Source organism: Massilia sp. Bi118 (assembly GCF_918697865.1).
Lineage (GTDB): Bacteria > Pseudomonadota > Gammaproteobacteria > Burkholderiales > Burkholderiaceae_D > Telluria.
This window is the reverse complement of sequence record NZ_CAKKMV010000020.1, coordinates 53754-67397: the sequence shown is the minus strand read 5'-3', so window position 1 is coordinate 67397 and position 13644 is coordinate 53754. Positions and strand designations below refer to the sequence as shown.

The following is a 13644-nucleotide window of genomic DNA, read 5'->3' as shown; positions in this document are numbered from 1 at the left end:
GTGGACTGCGCCAAGCGTGCGAAGCCCTTTTGAATTGTGTTTCCTCGAATCTTCAAACCCTTTACAATTGCCGACTTCACGAGAATAGTAGGCATATTGACAACATGGCGATGCGCGACGCGGCCCCGGCAAGGACCTTTGGCAGTGACGGCGGAATCCTCGGCAAACTGATCGACGAGCACGACTGGAGCGCCACCAGCCTCGGTCCCATAGTCAGCTGGCCGGCCGCCATGCGCACCACCGTCGAACTGGTGCTGCGCTCGCCGGCGCCGATCGCCATCCTGTGGGGGTCTGAGGGCGTCATGATCTATAACGCCGGCTATGCGGCGATTGCCGCGTCGCGCCACCCGGCCATGCTCGGCAAGCCCGTCTGCGAAGCCTGGAATGAAGCCGCCGAATTCAACGCCAAGGTGTTGAAGGTCGTGCTGGACGGCGGCACGCTGTCCTACCGCGACATCGCGATGACGCTGGAGCGCGACGGCAGGCCGGCCCAGTGCTGGTTCGACCTCGATTATTCGCCGGTGGCTGACGAAAACGGCGAGGTGCTCGGCGTGATGGCGGTGGTGGTCGAAAGCACCGCCAAGGTCAAGGCCGAGGCAGGCCTGGACGCCGAACACAGCCGCCTGCGCGCGATCTTCCAGCAGGCGCCGGGCTTCGTCGCCCAGCTCACCGGCCCGGAGCACGTGTTCGCGCTCGTGAATGCGGCCTACAGCACCCTGATCGGCGAACGCCCGGTGCTCGGCCGCCCGGTGCGCCAGGCGCTGCCGGAGACGGTGCCGCAGGGCTTCGTCGAGCAGCTCGACCGGGTCTACCGCAGCGGCGAGTCGTTTGCCGCCACCGCCGCGCCGCTGTGGCTGTCCGAGGGCGATTTCGAGCGCCGCCTGTACTACATCGACTTCGTCTACCAGCCGCTGCGCGGCGAGGACGGCAGCGTGACCGGCGTCTTCGTGCAGGGCCACGACGTCACCGAACGCGTGCTGGCGGAACAGGCGCAGCGCGAGAGCGAGGCGCGCTTCCTCAGCTTCGCGCAGGCGATCCCTCACCATGTGTGGAGCGCCACCGCGGACGGCAAGAACGACTGGTTCAACGACTATGCCTATGCCTACAGTGGCCTCGGTTTCGAAGAATTGAAAGGCACCGGCTGGACCGCGACCGTCCACCCGGACGACCGGCCACAGGTGACCACGCGCTGGGCGACCGCGGTGGCGTCCGGTTCGACCTATGAAGCGGAGATGCGCCTGCGCGCGCATGACGGCGCCTGGCGCTGGCACCTGTGCCGCGCGGTGCCGCTGCGCGGCGGCGATGGCGAGGTCAGCGCCTGGGTCGGCACGAATACCGATATCGAAGACCGCAAGCAAAGCGAGCGGCGGCTCGAGCACCTGAACGCCAGCCTCGAACAGGCGGTGACGCAACGCACGGCGGAGCGCGACCGCATGTGGCGGCTGTCGAAGGACATCATGCTGGTGGCCGGCTTCGATGGCAGCATCGAGGCGGTCAGCCCGGCGTTCGCGTCGCTGTTGGGCTGGAGCGAGGCGGACGTGGCCGGCCGCAACGTGCTCGACCTGGTGCACCCGGACGACCATGCCGCTACGGCGGCGCAGATGGATTCGCTGGGCAGCGGCCATTACGTTTATAAATTCGAGAACCGCTACCGCCGCAAGGACGGCAGCTGGTGCCTGCTGTCCTGGTCGGCCGCGCCGGACGCCGCCTTTATCCACGCGATCGGACGCGACATCACGGCCGACCGCGAACAGGCCGAGCAGATCCGCCGCACCGAGCTGGCGCTGCAGCAGTCGCAGAAGATGGAGACCATCGGCAAACTGACCGGTGGCGTGGCCCACGATTTCAACAACCTGTTGCAGATCATCTCCGGCAACCTGCAGCTGCTCGAAGTGCACTGCGAGGGCCTCGAGGTCCAGCGCTGGATCGGCAATGCCCGCTCGGCCGTCGAGAAGGGCGCCAAGCTGGCCAGCTACCTGCTGGCCTTCGGCCGCCGCCAGCCGCTGGAGCCGCGCGTCGTCAAGATCAGCCGCGTGGTGATGGGCATGGAGGACATGCTGCGCCGCGCGCTCGGCGAAGAGATCGAGGTCGAGCTGGTGATCTCCGGCGGCCTGTGGAACACCGCCGTCGACGTGGCCCAGGTCGAGAACGCGGTGCTGAACCTGGCGATCAATGCGCGCGATGCGATGGCCGGCGCGGGCAGGCTCACGATCGAGGCCAACAACGCGGTGCTGGACGACCTGTACTGCCGCAACCACGCGGAGGTCGCGGCCGGGCAGTACGTGATGATCGGCGTGACCGACACCGGCGCCGGCATGTCGCCCGAGGTGCTGCGCCAGGCCTTCGAACCCTTCTTCTCGACCAAGGACGAGGGCAAGGGCACCGGCCTGGGGCTGTCGATGGTGTACGGCTTCGTCAAGCAGTCCGGCGGCCACGTGAAGATCTACAGCGAGCCGGGGCGGGGCACCACCGTCAAGATCTACCTGCCGCGCACACTGGCGGCCGAGGATGTGCTGGCGCCGGTGGCCGAGCTCGCGCCGCCGGTGGGCGGTACCGAGACCATCCTGGTGGCCGAAGACGACGAAGCGGTGCGCAGCACGGTGGTCGAAATGCTGACCGACCTCGGCTACCGCGTGCTGAAGGCGGCCGACGCAGCCAGCGCGCTGGCGGTGGTGGAATCCGGCGTGCCGATCGACGTGCTGTTCACCGACGTGGTCATGCCCGGCCTACTCCGCAGCCCGGAACTCGCGCGCATGGCGCGCGAACGCCTGCCCAAGCTGGCGGTGCTGTTCACCTCGGGCTATACCGAAAACTCGATTGTGCACGGCGGCCGCCTCGACCCCGGCGTCGAACTGCTGGGCAAGCCCTACACCCGCGAAAGCCTGGCGCGCCGCATACGCCAGGTGCTGGCCAACCAGCGCAGCCGCGCATTGGGCGAGCCGCCGGTGCTGCATCCGCGTGCGGACGAGCGTTCGGAAGCCGCATCGCTGCGTATCGTGCTGGTGGAGGATGAAGAGGAAATCCGCGACGCCACCGAGGCCTTGCTTGTCCACCTCGGCCACGAAGTGCGCTCGGCCGGGACCGCGGAGGAAGCGCTGGGACTGATCTGCGGCGAGTCCGACCTGCTCATCACCGACGTTCAGCTGCCGGGCATGTCGGGCGATATGCTGGCGGCCGAGGCGCGCGTGCTGGCGCCCGGGATCCGGATCGTGTTCGCGACCGGGAAGGGGGAGGTGAATAACTGGCCGGATGCGGTGGTGCTGAGGAAGCCGTATGATTTGACAGCGCTGTCTAACGTGCTGTCAAACGTAGTGTTGACCTAAAAACCGTCATTCCCGCGCAGGCGGGAATCCAAGTTGGACGAGCTAACGTAACGCATGCAAAACTTGGATTCCCGCCTCCGCGGGAACGACGAGCTAACGAGTCAGCCAGCTGCAGCGTCACTAGCCGGGATCGCGGACAAGCCATGCACGGCCTGCTCGATGAACGCCACCGTCCTCTCCACCTGCGTCACCGGCAGCATATGCCCACCCTCCACCAGCTCCAGCCGCGCCCCGGGCACCTTGTCCACCAGCGCCTGCCCGTTCGCCTTCCAGTCCAGGATCCGGTCATCCTTCCCATACAGCACGCTCACCGGCACGCGCAGCTCGCCGTAGCGCTCCTGCACCAGCGGCAGGCGCGCCGGCAAGGCCTGCAGGTCGGCAGACGCCGAGAGAAACGCCGACGGGCGCAGGCTCAGTAAACCGCCGCCCCTGGTCGCGAAATCCTTCGGCACCGCTTCCGGCCCGAACACCATGTCCAGGGTCGCGGCGCTTTTCCTGATCGAGGCTGGCACCGCCAGCGTCCACGCCACCAGCTTGCGCACGAAAGACGACTGGATGGTCAGCCCGGCAAACGCCGGCGGCACGTCCTCGCGCAGATGCGTGAGCGGCGCCAGCAGGCCCAGGCCGGCCACCACCTGCGGATGCTCGAGGGCCAGGGTCAGCGCCACCGCGCCGCCCAGCGAATGGCCGACCACGAAGGCCGGGCCCGCGCCCAGGGTGCGGATCAGGGCCGCGACCGCGGAGGCCTGCGCGGACAGGTCGGCCGAGGTCCCCGGCGCCCGCGTCGAGTAGCCCGAGCCCGGGCGGTCGACCACGATCACGCGGTGATGCGCGGACAGCCTGCCGGCCACGCCATAGGTGTAGTGCGACAGCTGGCCGGCCAGGCCGTGGATCATCACGATGGACGGGCGTTCGGCATGCGCCTCGCCGAAGTCGCGGACGTGCAGGCGCGCGCCCGGCACGTCGATGAAGCGTCCTTTGGCCGGCAGCACCGCTTCGACCTTGCGCGCGGTCCAGGCGGTGAACAGGGCGAGGATGACGACAGACAGCAGCACGAAGCCGGCCAGGAAACCAATCACGGTAAGGACAATGTTCATCGCTTGATCGCTTTCTTGAGGAGGTTCCAGTAACCCACGGGCGCCAGGCGTTCCAGCAGGGCGGCGGCCTTGGCGTCGCTGCCGACCAGGATGCGGGCCTGGCGCTTCTCGATGCCGCGCACGATGATCTCGCCGGCCTGTTCCGGCGGCATGCGCAGCAGCTTTTCCATGGTCTTGCGGCCGCGTTCCACCTCGTCCGCCGGAGCGCCGGCCGGGATGCGCGCGTTCCTCGCGATCGAAGTGGCGATGCCGCCCGGGTGCACCACCGAGACCCCGACCGTGCTGCCTTCGAGCTCGTGGCGCAGCACGTTCGAGAAGCCGCGCACCGCGAACTTGCTGGCCGAGTAGGCCGCCTGGCCGGGCGGGGTGATGATGCCGTAGATGCTGGAGACGTTGACGATGCGGGCGTCGTCCGAGCCGTGCAGCAGCGGCAGGAAGGCGCGGGTCATGCGCACCACGCCATGGAAGTTGATTTCCATGAGCCAGTCGAAATCGGCTTCGCCGACCTGCTCGAAGTTCCCGCCCAGCGCCACGCCGGCATTGTTCATCAGGATGTCGACGCGCTCGTGCGCCTGTTTTACTTCCACAGGAAAGGCGGCGACGGCGGCGCGGTCGGCCACGTCCAGGCGGTGCGCGGTGGCGCGCACGCCCAGGGCCTGGGCCGCGCGCGCGGTGTCGTGGGCGCCGGCTTCGTTGATGTCGGCCAGGGCGAGGTGGCAGCCGCGGCGGGCCATGGCGAGTGCGGTGGCGCGGCCGATGCCGCTGCCGGCGCCGGTGATGACGGCGACGCGGTTACTGAGCTTCAAGGCGTGGCTCCTTCTTGTTGGGCTTTGGCGGCGCCGAAATGCATGACGCCGTCGGCGATGCGGCCGTAGCGGATGGTGATCATGTCCTGCAGGTAGTTCTGGTAGACCTGCCAGGGCTTGCGCGAACCCTGCTGCGGCAGTTCTCCCTTCGCGCGCTGCACATAGCCCGAGGTGAAGTTCAGGAAGGGCTCGGGCTCGACCCCGGCCTCGCGGCGCGGCATGGCAATGGCGATGCCCTTGCGGTCCATGTAGCGCAGCAGCCGGCACACATAGGCCGCAGTGAGGTCGGCCTTCAGGGTCCAGGAGGCGTTGGTATAGCCGAAGGTCATCACGCAGTTCGGCAGCTCGCTGAGCATCATGCCCTTGTAGGACATCGCTTCGCTGGGGTGGAAAGGCTTGCCGTCGACGGTGATGGCGATCCCGCCCAGGATCTTGATCTTCAGGCCGGTCGCCAGCACCACCACGTCGGCCGCCAGTTCCTTGCCCGACTTGAGCAGCACGCCGGTCTCGGTGAAACGCTCGATGTGGTCGGTCACGACCGAGGCCCAGCCCTTGCGGATGGCCTTGAACATGTCGCCGTCCGGCACCACGCAGACGCGCTGGTCCCAGGGTTTGTAGTCGGGCGTGAAGTGGGTGTCGACGTCGAAATCCTTACCTAGCTGGTGCCGCGCCATCGCCACGATCTTCTGCTTGGCCAGCTCCGGCTTGCTGCGCGCGACGCGGTACAGCAGCATGCTCTCGAAAATCACGCGCCAGCGCGTGGCCCAGTAGGCGGCCTTTTCGGGCAGCCAGCTGCGGAAGCGTTTCGCGAACGCGTATTCGGACGGCCGCGTGACGACATAGGTCGGCGAGCGCTGCAGCATGGTAACGTGGGCGGCCTTCTCGGCCATCGCCGGCACCAGGGTCACCGCGGTGGCGCCGCTGCCGACCACCACCACCTGCTTGCGCCGGTAGTCGAGATCCTTGGGCCAGAACTGCGGCTGCACGATGCGGCCCAGGTATTCATCTTCCCCCTCGAAGCGCGGGCGGTAAGCTTCCTCGTAGCTGTAATAGCCGCTGCACATGTACAGGAAGCGGGTGCGGATCGTCACCGGAGCGCCCGCATGCTCGGCCTCCACCGTCCAGCAGGCGTCCGCGCTCGACCACGCGGCACTGGTCACCTTGTGCCTGAAGCGGATGTGGCGGTCGATGCCGTTGTCGTGCGCGGTGTCCTGGATGTAGTTGCGGATCGAGGGGCCGTCGGCGATGGCCTTGCCGGCGGTCCAGGGCTGGAAGGCGTAGCCCAGCGTGTACATGTCGGAGTCGGAACGCACGCCGGGATAGCGGAACAGATCCCAGGTGCCGCCGATGGCCTCGCGCGCCTCGAGGATGGCGTAGCGCTTGTGCGGGCAGCGCCGCTGCAGGTACCAGGCCGCGCCGATGCCGGACAGGCCGGCGCCGACGATCAGGACGTCCAGGGGAGCGTCCAGATGCGCGTCCTGCCGGTTCGAAGGGGAGTGCATGTTGTCTCTTTGTTCTGGTTCTTTATAGTGACACTCTACATTGTCACATTTGTTCTGACAACATTCCGTGGCAAAATAGAAGGATGTCTCGAGAATCCCCACCAGCGCGTCCCTACCGGGGCGTGTCGCAGGACGAACGCCGCGCCCAGCGGCGCAGCCAATTGATCGCAGCCGCCATCCAGGTGTATGGAGAGCGCGGCTATCGGCAGGCCACCGTGAAGGCGGTGTGCGAAGCGGCCGGCCTGACGGAACGCTATTTTTACGAATCCTTTGCCAACAGCGAGGACCTGCTGATCGCGTCCTACAACGCGGTGACCTACGCGGTGTTCGGCGAGATCCGCGCGTCCGGCGTGTCGTCGGGCGCCACCCGCGCGGAGCGGGCGCGCGCGATGCTGCGCGCCTACTTCGCGGCGCTGCAGCGCGATCCGCGCTCGGCACGCGTGTTCCTGGTCGAGATCCGCGGCGTCAGCCGCGCCGTCGACAAGGCCTTCGACACCTCGCTGCGCGCGATCGGCGAAGAAGTCGCGCGCATCGCCGGACCGGAAGCCGGCGTGTCCGATCCGCTGCTGCAGGCGGGCGTGGTGGGCGGCGTGATCCACATCGCGCTGCGCTGGATCGAGGATGGCTACGCGCCGGACATCGACAGCGTGACCGACAGCGCGATGCGCCTGGTGATGGTGGAGCCCCGGCCCGCGCTTGCCTAGGCTGGCTCAGGGCCAGTCCAGGTCGACCCAGGTTGGCACATGGTCGCTCGGCTTCTCGCGCCCGCGCACTTCGTGGTCGACGCCGGCCGCCTTCAGCTTCGGCGCCAGCGATGGGCTGAGCAGCAGGTGGTCGATGCGCAGGCCGGCGTTGCGGCCGTAGGCGTCGCGCATGTAGTCGAAGAAGGTGTAGATGACCTCATCCGGGTGGGTCGCGCGCAGGGCATCCAGCCAACCCTGGTCGACCAGTTTGCGCCAGGCGGCGCGGGTCTCGGGGCGGAACAGGGCGTCGTCGAGCCAGCGTTCGGGCTTGTAGACGTCCAGTTCGGTGGGCATCACGTTGTAGTCGCCGCAGATGACCACCGGGGCGCCGCTGTCGATCAGCTCCTGGGCGCGTTTGTGCAGGCGCGCGAACCAGCGCAGCTTGTAGTCGAACTTGGGACCCGGCGCCGGGTTGCCGTTCGGGAGATACAGGCAGCAGATCAGGATGCCGTTCACCGCCGCCTCGATGTAGCGGCTTTGCTCGTCCTCCGGATCGCCCGGCAGGCCGCGCCCGACTTCCTGCGGTTCCACATCGCGCGCCAGGATGGCGACGCCGTTCCAGCTTTTCTGGCCGTGCCAGATCGGGTGATAGCCGGCGGCGCGGATTTCCATCTCCGGGAATTTTTCCTGCGGCGCCTTCAGCTCCTGCAGGCAGGCGACGTCCGGCTGGGTCTCTTCCAGCCATTGAAGCAGGGCGGGGAGACGGCTGTTGATGCCGTTGACGTTGAAGGTGGCGATCCTCATGGGTCGTTTCATGCTCGGTATCCGTAGGACTTGGACTGAAACGATGATACCTGAACACCTGCCCGGCTTGCGCCCGCCTCGGCAGGCGGCCTTCGGGCAAGACGCCGGAAGGCCGCCCGCCGGGTGGGGCCGGCCTCAGGCGCGCTTTGCGTGGCGGCGGCGCAGAGCTGCCAGCCCTGCGGCGCCGAGCCCGAAGAGGGCGAGCGATGCAGGCTCGGGTACCACGCCCGGGTCGACGGCATCGTTGGACACGAAAAAGACCTTTTCATAGGCCGAGGAGTCGTTCAGGGCAATGATGTTGTTAATCCGGTAGCCGCCCGTGAAGTCCACGGTATGAAGGCACATGCTGGTTGGGCTGTCGCCGACATCGCATTGCCTGTTTTCGACCGTGTCGGCGGCCGCGGTGAATCCCCACGACCAGTCGGGCGAGTAGTACCACGCCGAGCCATTCGCAAGGTGCGTGTTCGAGGTCTTGCCGGTGTCGATGATCGTGTCGGCATAGTCGGCGGCGGCCAGGACGAGGAAGGTGTCGCTGCCGGTGGCACGGCCGGCCATCATCAGGTTGTCCCCGTGGCAGGCGTTCAGGACGGACTCGCCGGAAGTGCCGATGATGGCGCCGAAGGTAGCTGCATAGCATTGCGTCCAGCCCCCATTCACCACCGTCGTCAGGGCAACGTTGGTTTGAACCCCTGTCGGCATGTAGGTCACAGAGGCGTTGGCGGCGCCGCAAATACCCGCGACGAGCATAAGCAAGGCGATCTTTTTCATGGTAACTCCCCTTTTTTAATTAGAAATCGTCAATACGCAAGACTTGTGCCAACGCATTATTTTCCTTAAGAAACAGCAGTTTGGCGGATTAGGGCGCCGAAACTCGGAGGGAGATGTAAAAAACGCCGACAGGGGTGGGCGGAAGGTAGGAACCCAGTCGGCGCCATTGCGTGGAAGTAGTCAAACTACGAAAGCAATTGCGCGAGATTTAGTGTCCGGTGCTGACAAGGTATTGTATCGCTGTAAATTTACTACCTTAGGCGTGCAAATTCTGGCATGCTTTCGGCTGCGGCCTGCATGGCCGGCATACGATCATCACAACGACGACGAGACCATGAAATTCACTCCCTTCGCGGCGGCCATGACCGCGGCATTCGCCACCCTGGCCACCGGCCCGCTGGCCCACGCCCAGAACGCCGACCGCCATTTCATCGGTGTAAAAAACGTTGGCAACGGCATCGAGATCGCCACCAGCGACGGCCGCTACCTGATCAAGCCCTACGCGACCAACATCGTCGAGACCAGCTTCATCCCGTCAGCAGAGGAGGGCAAGCCGCAAGCCCCTTCGCATGCAGTGGTGCTGGCCCCAGAGCAGATCAAAGCCAAAGTCCAGGAAGACGCGAACCGCATCGTGCTGGCCACCGAAGGCATCACGGTGACGGTCGAGAAGTCGCCCTTCCGCATCGGCTACAGCTACAAGGGCAAGCCGCTGGTGGCCGAGAAGCGCGGCTATACCCACCGGGACAAGCTCGAGGAGATCGAATTCGCGGTCGAGGGCAACGAAGCCCTGTACGGCGCCGGCTCGCGTGCGGTCGGCATGAACCGCCGCGGCTACCGCTTCCCGCTGTATAACAAGGCGTCCTATGGTTTCGGCGCGCATGCCGAGCAGATGGGCTACGGGATTCCGATGGCGCTGTCGTCGAAGCGCTATGCGATCCACTTCGACAATCCGCAGGCCGGCTACCTCGACCTTGACAGCCGCAAGGACGGCACGCTGCGCTTCGAGGCCATCGGCGGTCCGAAGACCTACCAGGTGGTGGCCGGCGACGACTGGGCCCAGGTCATGGACGGCTACACCCGCCTGACCGGCCGCCAGCCGCTGCCGCCGCGCTGGGCTTTCGGTAACTTCGCCAGCCGCTTCGGCTACCACACCGAGGCGGAGACGCGCGCCGTGGTCGACAAGTTCATCGCCGACGGCATTCCGCTTGACGCCGTGGTGCTCGACCTCTACTGGTTCGGCAAGACCGTCAAGGGCACGATGGGCAACCTGGCCTGGGACCGCGATACCTTCCCGCATGCCGAGAAGATGATGGCGGATCTGAAGCAGAAGGGTGTGCAGACGGTGGTGATCACCGAACCCTTCATCCTGACGACTTCCAGCCGCTGGAACGAAGCCGCGCAGAAGCAGGTCCTGGCGACAGGCGCGGACGGCAAGCCCTTCACCTACGATTTCTATTTCGGAAACACCGGCCTGGTCGACGTGTTCAAGCCGGAAGCGCGCGACTGGTTCTGGAACATCTACAAGGAGCTGAAGGCGGGCGGCGTGGCCGGCTGGTGGGGCGACCTCGGCGAGCCGGAGATGCATCCGGCGGCAGCACAACATGCGACGGGCAGCGCCGACCAGGTCCACAACATCTACGGCCACGAATGGGCGCGCATGATCAACGACGGCTACGCGCGCGACTATCCGGCCGAGCGTCCCTTCATCCTGATGCGCTCGGGTTACTCGGGCTCGCAGCGCTTCGGCATGATCCCATGGTCCGGCGACGTCAGCCGCGGCTGGGGCGGGCTGCAATCGCAGATGGAGATCTCGCTGCAGATGGGCATGCAGGGCCAGGCCTGGATGCACTCCGACCTGGGCGGCTTTGCCGGGCCGGTGCTGGACGACGAGCTGTACGTGCGCTGGCTGCAGTACGGCGTGTTCCAGCCGGTGTTCCGTCCGCATGCGCAGGAGGACGTGGCGCCGGAACCCGTGTTCCGCGAGCCGAAGACGAAGGCGCTGGCGCGCGAGGCGGTGCGGCTGCGCTATGCCATGCTGCCGTATAACTACACGATCGCCTTCGAGAACAGCCGCAGCGGCATGCCGATGATGCGTCCGATGCTGTTCGAGGAGCAGGACGACGAAGGCGCGGCAGGCATCTCGTCGACCTATCTGTGGGGCCCGAGCTTCCTGGTGGCGCCGGTGGTCGAACCGGGCGCGACGCGCAAGGAGATCCACTTCCCGACCAGGGGTTCGGTCTGGTTCGATTTCTATGACGACCAGCCGCACCGCGGCGGCATTACAGAAATCGTGACGCCGGTTGCCGGCCACATCCCGACCTATGTGCGCGCCGGCGCCTTCGTGCCGATGGCGAAGGTGGTGCAGAGCACCCGCGACTACAACACCCGCGCGCTGGATCTGCACTACTGGCACGATGAGGGCGTAGCGGCCTCCAGCGGCCAGTTGTACGACGACGACGGCAAGACGCCGAATGCCTGGGCGGCCGGCAAGTACGAGCTGGTGCGCTTTAGCAGCCGCTTCGACGGCGGCAAGCTCGAGATCGGCATGGCGCCGGAAGCCGGGGCCAGCTATGCCGCGTCGTCGCACAGCTTCGCGCTGAAGGTGCACAACGTCGCGCGCAAGCCACGCGCGGTGCAGGCCGGCGGCAAGGCCCTGGCCTACCGCTGGAACGCCCATAAGCGCCTGCTGGAAGTCGACCTGCCGGCCCTGCGCCAGAGTGCGATGACGGTGTCGGTGACGCTGTAAGTGCTTGTTTTTACTGATGAGTTATAGCGCTGAGCAGTAAGCCGGACGCGTTCAGGCGCGCTCCGGCAAGGTGGGCGATCCGGTAGACTGGGAGTCCGGAACGCAGAAGCGACGCGATCGCCCATGAAGACCCAACTGCTACAGGATTTCAACGACAGCCGCGCGGACCATGCCGGCACGCCGCGGCCAGGCGCCGGCGCGCGCCCTGAGCCGCCTGCCGCGTCGCCTGAGCCGCCTGCCGCACCGCCTGCGTCTGCCGCGCCTGCCGCGCCTGCTGCGCCTGCGGAAATTGAGGCAACGGTTGTGCCGGCCGAGGTCCTGCCCCCGGCACCGGCTGCGCCTGTCGACGCTGCGGCGCCGCCACCCGCGTCGACCACGCCGCCGCCATCGGCTACGTCCGTCCCCAGTCCCGCCGCGCGGCCGCGCCCGGCCGTGTGGCAGCGTCCGCATCAGCAAGTGGATGCCGGCGCCACGGTAAAATTCCCTCCGCCCGTGATGCCAGCGTCACCGCCACTCGAGCCGCCACCGTCGCCGCAGGTGCAGGCACAGGCACAGGCCCCGGACGGCACGCAGGCCACCGCGCCGCTCCCCGGCCGTGCCCGCGGCTTCGCACCCCAGCCGACCGCGTCCGGCCTCACGCCGCCGCTGTCCGACACCACGGTGCGCGAGTGGCCGCCAAATACGCCCGCGGCCGGCGGCGATCCCGACTGGCTCACGGAGCGTCTGGCGCGCGACGTGGCCGTGCACGATCGTGCGGAATGGAACGGCCGCTGGAAGACCCGTGTCCTGAGTTGGGGCGCGGCGGGTGTGCTGCTGGCGCTGGTGGCCGGCGGCGGCTTCTGGCTGTACGAGCAGAGCCGGGTGGAAGGGGCACTGGTGGTGGTGGCGAACACAAACCCGTCGCCGGAAGCGAATGTGCTGCGAACGGGCCGGGTAGCGGAAGCGCAGCCGGCGCCGCAAAGCGCCCCGGCCGCCAAGGCCGACAGTTCGGCCGCGATCCTGGCGCCGGTGTCCGCGCTGCCGCCGGCAACGGTGCCCGCCGCAAGGCCCGTTGCGCCGGATACGCCGGGCGCGGCGGCTGGAGCAGGCACGGGAACAGGAGCGGGCATCGGCGCGGTCGGCGGTTCGGTGGGCCCGTCGACGGCCTCCGGCGCCGGCGCCGTCGACACCTCGTCTTTCAGCGTTACCGACCGCACCGTGAAGCCGGTCGCCCTCGGCGAAGAGCCCATCGCGCCGCCGAAGCGCCAGCGCAGCAAGGAACGCAAGCAGGCCAGGCCGCAGCAGGTGGCCCGGGCCCGCATCCCGGATGCGGAACCCTCGGCCCGCCAGCGCCGTGAAGAAACCCTGCTGCAATGCCGCGCCCACGGCTACGACGAACGCCAGTGCATCCAGCGCGGCTGCGAAATGACCCGCTACGGCTTTGCTTGCAAGGGTTAAGAATTATTCTTCGTGGTGGTGCTTCTCGTACTCGTCGGCCTCGGCCTTGGTCGCATGCACGATGCCGTCCGGGTGCTCCGGCGGCGTGTACAGCGTGTACAGGCGCAACGGTTCGGTTTGCGATTTGTTGATCACATTGTGCTCGGTGCCGGCCGGGATCACCACGGCCACGCCGTCTTCCAGCTGGTGTTCTTCGCCGTCGAGGATGGCTATGCCGGTGCCGGCTTCGACGCGGATGAACTGGTCGTGACCCGTATGGTGCTCCATGCCGATCTCTTCGCCCGGCTGCAGGGTCATGATGACCAGCTGGCTGCGCTGGGTCGTGTAGAGGACTTCGCGGAAGTTGTTCCCTGCGAGGGTTTTTTCTTCGATGTTGATGCTGTAACCGGACATGCTTTTCTCCTGTCGTTGCGGATTGGCCCGATAACGATTGTATAAGACGCGGCGAATCGCTGCAGGCAGCGGTGGTGTGTTCAAA

General features: G+C 67.0%; 10 protein-coding genes. 4 read left to right on the top strand and 6 right to left on the bottom strand.

What is annotated here, in order from left to right:
* The first annotated feature begins 104 nt into the window (after nt 1–104).
* Nucleotides 105–3323, top strand: a complete 3219-nt coding sequence (locus LQV39_RS23515) for a PAS domain S-box protein (protein ID WP_230029609.1) — start codon at nt 105–107, stop codon at nt 3321–3323.
* Nucleotides 3324–3424: 101 nt separating this feature from the next.
* Here the strand turns inward: LQV39_RS23515 and LQV39_RS23510 are convergent, their stop codons facing one another.
* The 3 genes from LQV39_RS23510 to LQV39_RS23500 are packed head-to-tail and all read right to left on the bottom strand — an operon-like array spanning nt 3425 to nt 6728.
* Nucleotides 3425–4420, bottom strand: a complete 996-nt coding sequence (locus tag LQV39_RS23510; RefSeq protein ID WP_230029608.1) for an alpha/beta fold hydrolase — start codon at nt 4418–4420, stop codon at nt 3425–3427.
* Entirely contained in the window at nt 4417–5226 is an 810-nt protein-coding gene (locus LQV39_RS23505) for an SDR family oxidoreductase (protein WP_230029607.1), read from the bottom strand. The genes LQV39_RS23510 and LQV39_RS23505 overlap by 4 nt, the downstream gene beginning before the upstream one ends.
* Nucleotides 5223–6728 (bottom strand): NAD(P)/FAD-dependent oxidoreductase, encoded by a 1506-nt coding sequence (locus tag LQV39_RS23500; RefSeq protein WP_230029606.1) that lies wholly within the window; start codon nt 6726–6728, stop codon nt 5223–5225. Before LQV39_RS23500 ends, LQV39_RS23505 begins: the two co-directional genes overlap by 4 nt.
* Nucleotides 6729–6811: 83 nt before the next feature.
* On the opposite strand from LQV39_RS23500, the gene LQV39_RS23495 reads away from it, so the two are divergent.
* Nucleotides 6812–7432, top strand: a complete 621-nt coding sequence (locus LQV39_RS23495) for a TetR/AcrR family transcriptional regulator (RefSeq protein ID WP_230029605.1) — start codon at nt 6812–6814, stop codon at nt 7430–7432.
* Between the two features lie 6 nt (nt 7433–7438).
* Here LQV39_RS23495 and xth read toward each other — a convergent pair whose 3' ends face one another.
* Both xth and LQV39_RS23485 read right to left on the bottom strand, forming a co-directional pair.
* Nucleotides 7439–8215, bottom strand: coding sequence for an exodeoxyribonuclease III (gene xth, locus LQV39_RS23490; protein WP_230029633.1), 777 nt, complete (start codon nt 8213–8215; stop codon nt 7439–7441).
* A 135-nt stretch (nt 8216–8350) separates the two neighbouring features.
* Nucleotides 8351–8983 carry a PEP-CTERM sorting domain-containing protein gene (locus LQV39_RS23485; protein WP_230029604.1) on the bottom strand — a complete coding sequence of 211 codons (633 nt, stop codon included), beginning with the start codon at nt 8981–8983 and terminating at the stop codon, nt 8351–8353.
* Nucleotides 8984–9317: 334 nt separating this feature from the next.
* On the opposite strand from LQV39_RS23485, the gene LQV39_RS23480 reads away from it, so the two are divergent.
* Both LQV39_RS23480 and LQV39_RS23475 read left to right on the top strand, forming a co-directional pair.
* Nucleotides 9318–11729 (top strand): TIM-barrel domain-containing protein, encoded by a 2412-nt coding sequence (locus LQV39_RS23480; RefSeq protein WP_230029603.1) that lies wholly within the window; start codon nt 9318–9320, stop codon nt 11727–11729.
* A 123-nt stretch (nt 11730–11852) separates the two neighbouring features.
* Nucleotides 11853–13166 carry a hypothetical protein gene (locus LQV39_RS23475; RefSeq protein ID WP_230029602.1) on the top strand — a complete coding sequence of 438 codons (1314 nt, stop codon included), beginning with the start codon at nt 11853–11855 and terminating at the stop codon, nt 13164–13166.
* 3 nt (nt 13167–13169) lie between these two features.
* Here LQV39_RS23475 and LQV39_RS23470 read toward each other — a convergent pair whose 3' ends face one another.
* Nucleotides 13170–13559 carry a cupin domain-containing protein gene (locus LQV39_RS23470; protein ID WP_230029601.1) on the bottom strand — a complete coding sequence of 130 codons (390 nt, stop codon included), beginning with the start codon at nt 13557–13559 and terminating at the stop codon, nt 13170–13172.
* Nucleotides 13560–13644 lie beyond the last annotated feature (85 nt).

What these genes read in the sequence shown, in the direction of transcription:
- LQV39_RS23515 (WP_230029609.1), top strand. Translation starts at nt 105, where the DNA reads ATGGCGATGCGCGACGCGGCCCCGGCAAGGACCTTTGGCAGTGACGGC.
- LQV39_RS23510 (WP_230029608.1), bottom strand. Translation starts at nt 4,420, where the DNA reads ATGAACATTGTCCTTACCGTGATTGGTTTCCTGGCCGGCTTCGTGCTG.
- LQV39_RS23500 (WP_230029606.1), bottom strand. Translation starts at nt 6,728, where the DNA reads ATGCACTCCCCTTCGAACCGGCAGGACGCGCATCTGGACGCTCCCCTG.
- LQV39_RS23495 (WP_230029605.1), top strand. Translation starts at nt 6,812, where the DNA reads ATGTCTCGAGAATCCCCACCAGCGCGTCCCTACCGGGGCGTGTCGCAG.
- xth (WP_230029633.1), bottom strand. Translation starts at nt 8,215, where the DNA reads ATGAGGATCGCCACCTTCAACGTCAACGGCATCAACAGCCGTCTCCCC.
- LQV39_RS23485 (WP_230029604.1), bottom strand. Translation starts at nt 8,983, where the DNA reads ATGAAAAAGATCGCCTTGCTTATGCTCGTCGCGGGTATTTGCGGCGCC.
- LQV39_RS23480 (WP_230029603.1), top strand. Translation starts at nt 9,318, where the DNA reads ATGAAATTCACTCCCTTCGCGGCGGCCATGACCGCGGCATTCGCCACC.
- LQV39_RS23475 (WP_230029602.1), top strand. Translation starts at nt 11,853, where the DNA reads ATGAAGACCCAACTGCTACAGGATTTCAACGACAGCCGCGCGGACCAT.
- LQV39_RS23470 (WP_230029601.1), bottom strand. Translation starts at nt 13,559, where the DNA reads ATGTCCGGTTACAGCATCAACATCGAAGAAAAAACCCTCGCAGGGAAC.